Source organism: Mariniflexile sp. AS56 (genome assembly GCF_030552475.1).
Lineage (GTDB): Bacteria > Bacteroidota > Bacteroidia > Flavobacteriales > Flavobacteriaceae > Mariniflexile.
This window is the reverse complement of the sequence record NZ_JAUPED010000034.1, coordinates 1-9,095: the sequence shown is the minus strand read 5'-3', so window position 1 is coordinate 9,095 and position 9,095 is coordinate 1. Positions and strand designations below refer to the sequence as shown.

Annotated in this window: 14 protein-coding genes; 2 read left to right on the top strand and 12 right to left on the bottom strand. The window is 29.8% G+C overall.

What is annotated here, in order from left to right; genetic code table 11:
* Nucleotides 1-233 precede the first annotated feature (233 nt).
* Nucleotides 234-866, bottom strand: coding sequence for a hypothetical protein (locus tag Q5N74_RS18555; protein ID WP_304390493.1), 633 nt, complete (start codon nucleotides 864-866; stop codon nucleotides 234-236).
* Nucleotides 867-1,155: 289 nt separating this feature from the next.
* Here Q5N74_RS18555 and Q5N74_RS18550 point away from each other — a divergent pair, with 289 nt between their 5' ends.
* A complete protein-coding gene (locus Q5N74_RS18550) occupies nucleotides 1,156-1,299 on the top strand; it encodes a hypothetical protein (RefSeq protein WP_304390492.1) in 144 nt (47 codons plus the stop codon).
* Here the strand turns inward: Q5N74_RS18550 and Q5N74_RS18545 are convergent.
* The 4 genes from Q5N74_RS18545 to Q5N74_RS18530 all read right to left on the bottom strand — a co-directional run bounded on the left by Q5N74_RS18545 (nucleotide 1,296) and on the right by Q5N74_RS18530 (nucleotide 3,553).
* Nucleotides 1,296-1,961, bottom strand: coding sequence for a hypothetical protein (locus tag Q5N74_RS18545; RefSeq protein ID WP_304390491.1), 666 nt, complete (start codon nucleotides 1,959-1,961; stop codon nucleotides 1,296-1,298). The genes Q5N74_RS18550 and Q5N74_RS18545 overlap by 4 nt on opposite strands.
* Nucleotides 1,962-2,118: 157 nt before the next feature.
* Nucleotides 2,119-2,538 carry a hypothetical protein gene (locus tag Q5N74_RS18540; RefSeq protein ID WP_304390490.1) on the bottom strand — a complete coding sequence of 140 codons (420 nt, stop codon included), beginning with the start codon at nucleotides 2,536-2,538 and terminating at the stop codon, nucleotides 2,119-2,121.
* Nucleotides 2,539-2,565: 27 nt separating this feature from the next.
* A complete protein-coding gene (locus Q5N74_RS18535; RefSeq protein WP_304390489.1) occupies nucleotides 2,566-2,748 on the bottom strand; it encodes a hypothetical protein in 183 nt (60 codons plus the stop codon).
* A 208-nt stretch (nucleotides 2,749-2,956) separates the two neighbouring features.
* Complete coding sequence (locus Q5N74_RS18530; RefSeq protein WP_304390488.1) at nucleotides 2,957-3,553, bottom strand: hypothetical protein; 597 nt, start codon at nucleotides 3,551-3,553, stop codon at nucleotides 2,957-2,959.
* 259 nt (nucleotides 3,554-3,812) lie between these two features.
* On the opposite strand from Q5N74_RS18530, the gene Q5N74_RS18525 reads away from it, so the two are divergent.
* Nucleotides 3,813-3,998, top strand: coding sequence for a hypothetical protein (locus tag Q5N74_RS18525; RefSeq protein ID WP_304390487.1), 186 nt, complete (start codon nucleotides 3,813-3,815; stop codon nucleotides 3,996-3,998).
* On the opposite strand, the gene Q5N74_RS18520 is transcribed toward Q5N74_RS18525, so the two are convergent.
* The 7 genes from Q5N74_RS18520 to Q5N74_RS18490 all read right to left on the bottom strand — a co-directional run.
* Nucleotides 3,991-4,314, bottom strand: a complete 324-nt coding sequence (locus tag Q5N74_RS18520) for a hypothetical protein (protein WP_304390486.1) — start codon at nucleotides 4,312-4,314, stop codon at nucleotides 3,991-3,993. The genes Q5N74_RS18525 and Q5N74_RS18520 overlap by 8 nt on opposite strands.
* A 142-nt stretch (nucleotides 4,315-4,456) precedes the next feature.
* Nucleotides 4,457-4,993, bottom strand: coding sequence for a hypothetical protein (locus Q5N74_RS18515; protein ID WP_304390485.1), 537 nt, complete (start codon nucleotides 4,991-4,993; stop codon nucleotides 4,457-4,459).
* Between the two features lie 180 nt (nucleotides 4,994-5,173).
* Entirely contained in the window at nucleotides 5,174-6,031 is an 858-nt protein-coding gene (locus Q5N74_RS18510; RefSeq protein ID WP_304390484.1) for a hypothetical protein, read from the bottom strand.
* Nucleotides 6,032-6,199: 168 nt separating this feature from the next.
* Entirely contained in the window at nucleotides 6,200-6,997 is a 798-nt protein-coding gene (locus Q5N74_RS18505; protein WP_304390483.1) for a hypothetical protein, read from the bottom strand.
* Between the two features lie 154 nt (nucleotides 6,998-7,151).
* Complete coding sequence (locus Q5N74_RS18500) at nucleotides 7,152-7,487, bottom strand: hypothetical protein (RefSeq protein ID WP_304390482.1); 336 nt, start codon at nucleotides 7,485-7,487, stop codon at nucleotides 7,152-7,154.
* 343 nt (nucleotides 7,488-7,830) lie between these two features.
* Nucleotides 7,831-8,547 (bottom strand): suppressor of fused domain protein, encoded by a 717-nt coding sequence (locus Q5N74_RS18495; RefSeq protein ID WP_304390481.1) that lies wholly within the window; start codon nucleotides 8,545-8,547, stop codon nucleotides 7,831-7,833.
* A 226-nt stretch (nucleotides 8,548-8,773) separates the two neighbouring features.
* Nucleotides 8,774-9,095, bottom strand: a 322-nt coding sequence (locus Q5N74_RS18490; RefSeq protein ID WP_304390480.1) for a hypothetical protein, incomplete at its 5' end; no start/stop codon positions are given.

Sequence of the window (9,095 nt, the reverse complement as noted above, 5' to 3'; positions counted from 1 at the left end):
TCTCAATTTGTTCTTGAATCTTCTTTTTGATTCCTGTAAATGTTGCTGTAGTTGTCGTCATTAAGTTGCTGCTAACGTTTATGTATAAGAATAGTTGCGGGTTTGTATGCGAGGAATTTCCGAAGGAAATTCAGACGTTACAAACACGCAACGACCTTTGATTAAGCACTAAAACCGCAATTATTTTTATACGGTGTTGCCATTTCGTTGTTTTTAATTCAATCGTGAACTTTTTACCAAGGTCTTTTATCAAATCCCAAATCAAAGTTAAATAGTTTGACTGATGCTTTCCAAAAACCAATTTTATTCAAATCTGTAATAAATTCTAAAGCAAGTTTATTACTGTCTTCAATATACTTATCAGTTCTGCTTAATTCTGTTTTTTCAGGATTAAATTCTCCTTTTTCCTCATCAAAAATTGAATCAATAATAGGTTTGTTTTCTACTGGAATGGCATTTTTTATTATAATATTTTCCTTTAAAGAGATTTCTGTAGAAAGAATAATTCCTACAAAGTCAATTAAGATTTTGGTATGCTTTTTTAATTCAGTTGCAGATAATTGCTCATCATCCCATTGCTCATGAGACCATTTATTAAAAAAGTCATAAACAGTATTGAATTTAGTTATAATTGTTCTTTTATTAAGATCTTCATTTTCTTCAAATCGACAAACATAATATTGTTTTGTTAAATGAAAATTCTTAAAATCATCCTTTGTAATTTTAAAATAACCTCTTAAAAACCATTCAATTATTTTCCTTATTGAGTTTGCTTTTACTTCTGGTGGGTAATTTTGATTAATCAAATCTGATATTTTATTCGAAAAATCATTTGCCATTCTCTTATGTTTTTTATTTTTTTTCATAACATGATTATTTTGGTAAATTACAATTGGAATAATAGTTTTGATTTATATAATTTGAATATGGCATTAAAAATTTATTTGACTTTATTTCCGTTCAGAGTGCGTTCCATCAATGAATGGCAACGTTTTGGCTATGATTTGTTGCGTGGTAAGATAATGAATTTAGCAAGTACAAAGCGAATAGAAAATCCGCAAGGATTTTCGTAAGCAAGCTCTAACAAGCAATAAAATATAGCCGGTGTTACCACACGTTTTTTATTTCAGATTATTAATTTTTAAATCAAATATTATGAAAATATCAATTTTAGCAATCTTTGGAATTTTAGGTTCTATTGTTGCTTTAATACTATCCGTTTTTAATCTTTTTGAAGCAAGTGTAATAATTTTACTTGCATCAATACTAGATGAGTTAATTTATCAAAGACATCATTAAATTATGCCTATATCAATATTTACAGCTCCATTACGAGGATATATTTCCACTCCTTTTTTAGTTTTTGACCACATGCCTTGTCCAGAATCAATAACAACATATCCTTCTTTTTTAAGAAAGTCTATTATCAAGTCGGCAAGTTGTATTGACCTTGCATTACCAAGCATTGCTAATACTTTTATTTCTTTTTTTGTTTTATCCGGAATTTCATTAAACGCATCATTAACTAATAATAATATGTTTTTTTTATCTTCTTCAATAAGTATTATTGGTTTTTCGTTTAAATTATTAATGGTATTATTATTCCCTAATATTCCATTATTTGTTCCTGTGTTTATATTAGATGGTTGGTTTGAAGCTTTTATTTCTGTTTTTTCGTCATTAACTTCTATGTCGGATGTTTTTTTGGTTGGTTTTGTATATTTCGTGACATTTGTTGGTTTTTCAATTATGATTGTATCTCTAATCACTTTGATAATAGTATCGTGGATTATTTTTTCTTTTCCATTAAGTTCCACTGAACCTACTTTTAAGGAGTTTCCCATAAATAAAAACACTAAAAAAATAATTATTATACCAATAAAAAGATGCAAAGCCTTTTTAGGGTTTTCAGAAATCAGGTCAGGAATTGTCCTTCCATGTGAATTTGATTTATTTTCCATACTCTTTTTCAAATGTGTGGTAACGTTTTGTGTATGGTTAGTTGCGTGGTTAAGCACGTAATTTAGCAAATAAATCACAGATAGAATATTCCGCAGGAATGTTCGTAAGTCGGCAGTGACCTAGCAATTAATTATACACGGTGTTGTGCGTTCGTTTTTATTCCGCAATATTTATTTTTATTCCGTTAAATTCCGTTCCGTTTTTCAATTCCGTAACAGCTTTTAATTCCGACGTTGGAATCCATTTTTTTAAAATCAATTCGTTTTTTTTATTCCAGCCAATTACTTTATATCCTTGTGGAAATAATCCTTTACCAAGGTCATTTTCGTTATTCTTTATAACTGACCAAAAAATGCTTGAATATCCTAATCCGCCTTTGTCAAATTGATATTGATAGTATTTATATTTTCTGTTTGGTGAAATTGAGTCTGATAGAATTATCAAATTCGGTTCGTTTAAAGAATGTTCAGAGTTAAAAACTTCCACAAGTTCATTCAAATCCGAGTTGATTTTTATTCCAATTCCGATTATTCCAATCAGGATTATTCCAACAATTATTAAAATCCATTTTTTCATTAAATTCCTGTGAATATTTAGTCCAATTTATAAATCAAATGCTCTCGGAACACTTTTATGTAAAACGTTATCAAGACATTTAGAGTGAGCATAAACTGCTTGAACATCTTTTGTTTTCTTGTTACATTCTATCGTGATTTCAATCGCTTTACTTAATGTTGAATCTTGACCACAAAAACAACATAAAACTTCTAAATCTCCGTTTTTCATTTATTCTAAAAATTTTGTTTTTTGTGTTTAATTTTGTTGATGTTCTTGGTTTTTCTCAAATGACGCACAACGGTCTCGTATAACCGTCAGTTACGGGTTTATATGCGTTAATTTTCGGTTTGACACTGACTTTAGCAATTCCGAGTGGATTCGGACGTAGTCGAATCCGCCGTAATTGCGGTTATACATTGTTGGCTGTAGTTGTTTTTTATTCAATTATTTCTTCAAGTTTGTGTTCAATCACCATTCCATCTTCGGTTTTAGTTGTCGAATAAAGTTCGCCTAAACTTTCGCAAGTACAACCTGTCCAAGTTCCATTTAATTTTTCTATTTGCCCATTAAATTCAGCCGTCAATGTTTTTTGTGATTCCATTATTGCACAGTTATATTCTATTCCATTGAACACTCTTTTCACGTATTCTTTATGAGTTGTATGTCCCTGAAATTTTCTTGAAACCATTTTACCATTAAAAGGGATTTCATACTCAAATGAGTTTCCAAAAGTTCCGAATTCACAATATCTATTTCCAACGATAGAATCCTTGGTTGGTATCAATTCGGGATAAGCATCTACTCTTGTGAAAGATTCTATAACTTTCGGAATTCCATTAGTCAGAGTGAATATAGTCGAGTCAGTTACTATTCCTTGAGAGTTTTCCGTAACACTAAAAAGTAAAGAATCTTTATCAACTTTTAATGAATATCTTTTTTTAAACAATTCGGGTTTAGGCTCTCTATTCGATTTTAAAGAGTAGAGAAAAGTTTTTCCATTAGTAAAATTGCTTATCGGATAAATGTAGTTCACAAGTTTTGTGTTATTACAGTCTTTACTTTTCAGTTCAACTTTCTTTTCAGAATTCTGACAGCTTAAAAGTCCAATTAGTATTATGAAGTATAGAGTTTGTTTCATTTCAATTACAGCCAACGGTTAATATGTATGGAAAGTAAGGGCTAAGTATAAACTCCCATCCAGATTAACAAAAAAACGAGCAAACAAAAATTAATTTTAACCAGACACCAAGCCCTTATTTTTTATACATGGTGTTGCCAACCGTTTTTTTGTTATGGCAGATAAGGAATTTCGTATTGCACAAATGGGTGTTTTAAAGACATTAAAAGGGAATAGTATAAAGGATTGCATTGATATACTTGATAAAACCATAGAGTTTTTAAAAATTTCCGCTTTGTACAACGAATTACAATTTGATGATGATTGGTCAAAAGGATATATCGATGAAGCACCTAATTAGGAATATCATCAATGTCATTCTGTATTTTAAGTCTTGCCAATACATCTTTTAGGTCTTTTTCAAGAATTGTGTCATTGTCCGATATGATAACTTTAACAAACCAATTGTAGCCTTGTGCTAATTCTTTGTCTTTTTGTTCAAAGTAACTTTTAGGTTTAGATAAGTTCTCAACTCTTTTTTTAGTTTTTTCTGGAACTGCTTTAAGTTCCATTATTTTAAACTCCTTACCTTCTTTTCCGTAAGGGAAGTATGGTTTGGTTTTCAAGTAGTCAAACTCCGTAACGAGCTTATCTGCTTTTGATTTTGAATAATTCATAGTGTTTATTTTTTAATTAGTTAACGTTTAATTTGTCAGTCGCACGCAACAGTTGCGCACTGCTAAGGTCAGTCGAAAGTTATGTCAGTCGTAATTATAGGTATTCTTTTTATTCAATTCTTTATGCTTTGCGTTAAAGTCTTTATGGAATTAGAAGTTTATATGCGCTACAAATTAGGTTCTTCAGTAATTCGGGTGACACTCCGAGATACTCTTTCAGAAATATGGCAAGATAATAAACTCCTACTATTGCTGATGAGTATTGAGTTATTGATATTAATCTGCGTTCTTTCATTTTCCTGTTAGCTTCTAATTCAAAACCACCGTCTATAAACGCTTTAATTCCTTTAGGTGTTGAGTATATTTTTTCAATAACTTGCTTTTCTGGCGGTTTTTTATAAACCTCTACAATATATCCTAAATCAGACATTATATCAAGCAAAAACTCTGCTTCTGTAACACATAGATTTAATTTTTTATCTAATACAGTAGCTACTTCATAAAAATCTATTTTTTTCTGTTTTCCAATATAATAGTTTAAGCATAGTTCAAGAACAATATCCATCGCTTTAGCTTTTTTTAATGGACTTATTCCTTTTAACTTATACGGCTTTTGATTTTTGTCAAATCTATATCTTACCCTATCAATTAATCTTAATATTTTTTCTTTAAAACTCATTCTTAGCTTCCTTACTCATACTCAAATTTTATTTGTGCGGCTTTTTAAATGGTTGGCAACGTTGATGTATAAGATTAGTGGCGTGTTTAAATAGCTAATTTAGTAAACAGATACTTGCCAGAGAAAATTCCGCAGGAATTTTCCAAGTAGGCTAAAACTAGCCATTAATTTTATACGGTGTTAGCAAAAGTTTTTTTGTTTTAGCATAAATTCTGTAAAATCTTCCATACAATAATTTGTGATTGAATAAAGATCCCAATCGAACTTTTCTTTTTCAAAAAGTTCAATCAGTAAAATCATTCCAAGGTCCTCTGAATATTTGAAAATACTCTTTGTTAATTCTCTTATATAATCTTCCATATTATAATCTATTTCCGAGCTATTTAAAATGTTAGGCAATAAATTATCATTACTAAATAAGCTTGTTTTAGGGATTCTGATAAATAGTTGGTCATCTTTTTTGGTGATAATGACTTCTTTACCTTTATGAACAATAAAATCTCTTATGGTTCTAATTTCCTCTAAATAAGGTTCAATGTCAAAAAGAAAACTTTGAATTCGAGAAGGAAGTTTGTCTTGATTGTTTTTGTTATTCGAAAACTTGATGAGCTTATTTAAAGAATCCGTATCGGGATATGTTTTTAGTTGTTTGTCTGTTAAACATATTTTTATAATGTGAAATAAAAAATCATAAAGACTACGGATGTTTGTAAAATAGTTCTCCAAAAGCAAGCTAACATATAGATTAGTTTTATGCTTATTTATATCTGAATTATCAAGAGTTTCCTTTAAAAAACAGTAATTGATTGACAGATTGTGTAAGTCACTAGTATATCCATAAATAGACGACTTTATTTTTCCGAATTCTCTCGATTTCCAAGATTCTATATCTGCTGTTAATTCGTCTTGAGGTGAAAAATTATTTGATTTCCAACTATTTGCTACAGAAAGTAATATTGAAGAATAATCTTCATTTCCTACAACCCATTTTTCTCCGTAGGTTAATATTGTTCCTTTAATTACTAGTCTCTGTTTCAAGTTTGGATTTAAATTTTTGCTAACGTGTTTGTGTATGATTTCGTTGCGTATTTCAGCAACTAAATTAGTAAACTAAAACGAACCAGAGGAAATTCCGAAGGAATTTCCAAGTAGGCGATTACTAGCAATGAATTATACACGGTGTTGGCAGTAGTAATTTTACTTCCATTACTCGCAAACATCGTAGTATAATTCTTTTCCGCATTCACATTCTTCAATCAGATTTGGTTCATAAAAATTGATTAAAGTTTTAACTGAAATAACAGCTCTTGTAAAATCGAATTTTAATAATCTTCTGTATACAATTTTATATTGTGTGTTTGCATCTTTCTCAGCTGGTTTTAGATGAACTATTTCATTCCGTAATTCAATTAGTTTTCTAATCGAGTAATTATATTTCTTATACTTACTTTTAAATCTCTTATTATGAATTTTTGGCAGTGCAGAATCAAGTTTATGAAAAACCGATGGTTCAAATTCTTCTCCATTAGTATCTATGAATTCGTAATCGTCTGGGATTTGTCTATTAGCAAAACTTTCCAATGCTGACTGTAAATTTGTAATACATATAGTTGCTAATTGAAAAAAATTTCCAAATAGGTTTTGGTTGATACTATTCTTCTTGTAATTCCTGACTGTAGGCGAATTTTCAAATAACTGTTGACGAAATGAAATTAATTTCTTGTGAGACATTATAGCATTCGCATAAAAAATTGTCGTAGGATTAATTTCTGGAATCAATAATTTATCTTTTTGATACAAGTAGTCAAATCCATAAATCATTTTGTCCTCAAACAATATCATCACTTCTTTGTCATAATCATCAGAAAGCTTATTTGATTTGCTGTAGTCTTTTATGAATTTTTTGCTCGCTTCTGGAATCTCAACATCTTTACTGACTTCGGCAGGATTGAAATCAGTATTTATTCTTTTTGTTGGTTTTAACTTTATATGTATGAAGTTCATTCGTTTGTGAGGATTCCTTTTATTACTGCCAACGGTTTTGTGTATGGTTAGTTGCGTGTTTGAGCAACTAATTTAGTAAACAAAAACGAACGCGAGAAAATTCCGAAGGAATTTTCCAAATAAGCACTTGCCAAGCAATTAATTATACACGGTGTTATGTGCTGGCTTTTTTCTTTTCCAGCGATTTATTTATTATTTCAGTTATTTTTCCAATTCCGATTATTACACTTCCTTCGCAGAATTTAAATTCCGTTCCTATTTCTAATTTTCCTTCATAATGATAAGTCGAATTCATTCCTATTTGAGCTAAAACTGTTTCTCCAGGATTTACGGAATCAGTTCCGATAAAGAATTGATGTCCAGATATCAACATTTCATTAAATTCAAATCTTAAGTGTGGACGATATCCAGAATTCGCAGGTGTTTTTCGTCCACCTTGTTCAGTCGTTCTATATTTTAATTCCGCAATGAAATCAAATTTACGGTTCATTTCGAGAATATTTTTTTATTAAAATACCATTAAAAACAAGAAAAAGAATACAAAAAATAATCGCACTTATTTCTTCGTCATAGATGCTATAAATAAGAAAAAAACAACCAGCAATAAAAGTTATTTTCCAAATGATTAAAACCATTTCCAAAAATGAAATGTTAGAATTTTGTTTCATTGACGTTGTTTTTGCAGCTTGCACATAACGTTGTTGTATATGGTTTGTTGCGTGGTTTAAGCACCTAATTTAGCAAATAAAAACCGAATAGAAAATCCGCGAGGATTTTCGTAAGTAGGCTAGAACTAGCAATAAATTATATACGGTGTTGCCAGTAGTATTTTATTATTCACAAACATTTTTTCTTCCAACTTTTACAATTTCCTCTATTCCGTATTTGTCAAACTTCTCAAGTAAATCACTTGCACTATTTTGTTTTTTAAATTCAAGTTCTTCTTTGTAAAGAGGAATTAAAGTATAAATGTCAATCGTTTTATCATTTTCAAGCTCGATTTCAGTAAAGTCAGCTGATAATTCCATTGAGCTAGCTAACATTACTGAATTAAATCCAATTCCCTCTGCAAGCTCATCATCATCTTCGTGTCCAAAAGTATGTCCAAAACCTAACCAAGTTTTATTTGGATGTGGTAACATCATTAATTCCTTCATTATTCTAATTGGCCAATAATTACGTTCGTCGCTAAAAGACTCATAGTTTAAATTCCATTCTTTTGGTAATAATATCATTACTTCAGCAAATTCGGATGATTCTATGTCTTCAGGAACTTTCATTGGTAAAGCACTCATTCCACAACTCAACAGAATGTGATAAGGTCTATCTTCTGTAGCTTTAATAAAAAAAATGTCTCTGTGAATAATTTCAGATTCTATTTCGTCAAATACAACAATATCTGCATCTTCATCAAAAAAATGGTCTAAATGGCTATCAACAATTTCAACACTATTTGGTACTTTGTCACTCATCTTTTTTTCGGCATTTTGTGGAAAAGCAATTGATGAAACAAAAATCAAAAAGATTGTCTTATAGTTCAATATTTTCATTTGATTTCGGTTTTCTCATATTACTGGCAACGTTCAGTATAAGAAACGTAGGGCAGTTGATAAGCGATACGTTTCGGTTTGGTACTAAGCCAAATATAATATTTTGCTTTTATCTTTTTTGTTGAAAATGCCAAATTTTATATTTGGCGACTTTATAAATAAACACAGACCTTTCGGCAAGCCTAAACCGCCCTATGTTTTTTATACATTGTTGTGGTTTCGTTTTTTATTTCAACTTTTGTTTTAGCCTTGCCAATAATGTTGAATCCTTTTTATTGTCATTTAAATCAATCACAGAATGCTCAATATTATTTTTTTCTAATAGATTAATCAAGTCAGTATATACTATTGATTTATTTTTCATTATCTCATCTTTATTTGGGTATTTTTTTTCTCCTAGCATATTGAAGTAATTAGTGATGTGTTGTTCTATTTCAGGATATCTTTTTTTATTATCTCTTTGAAGAATTCTTCTTGTTTTTAAAATTTCACTTGATGAATTTCTTACTTTCCAATATTTACCAACGTCGTTCATTGTTTTGTCTATA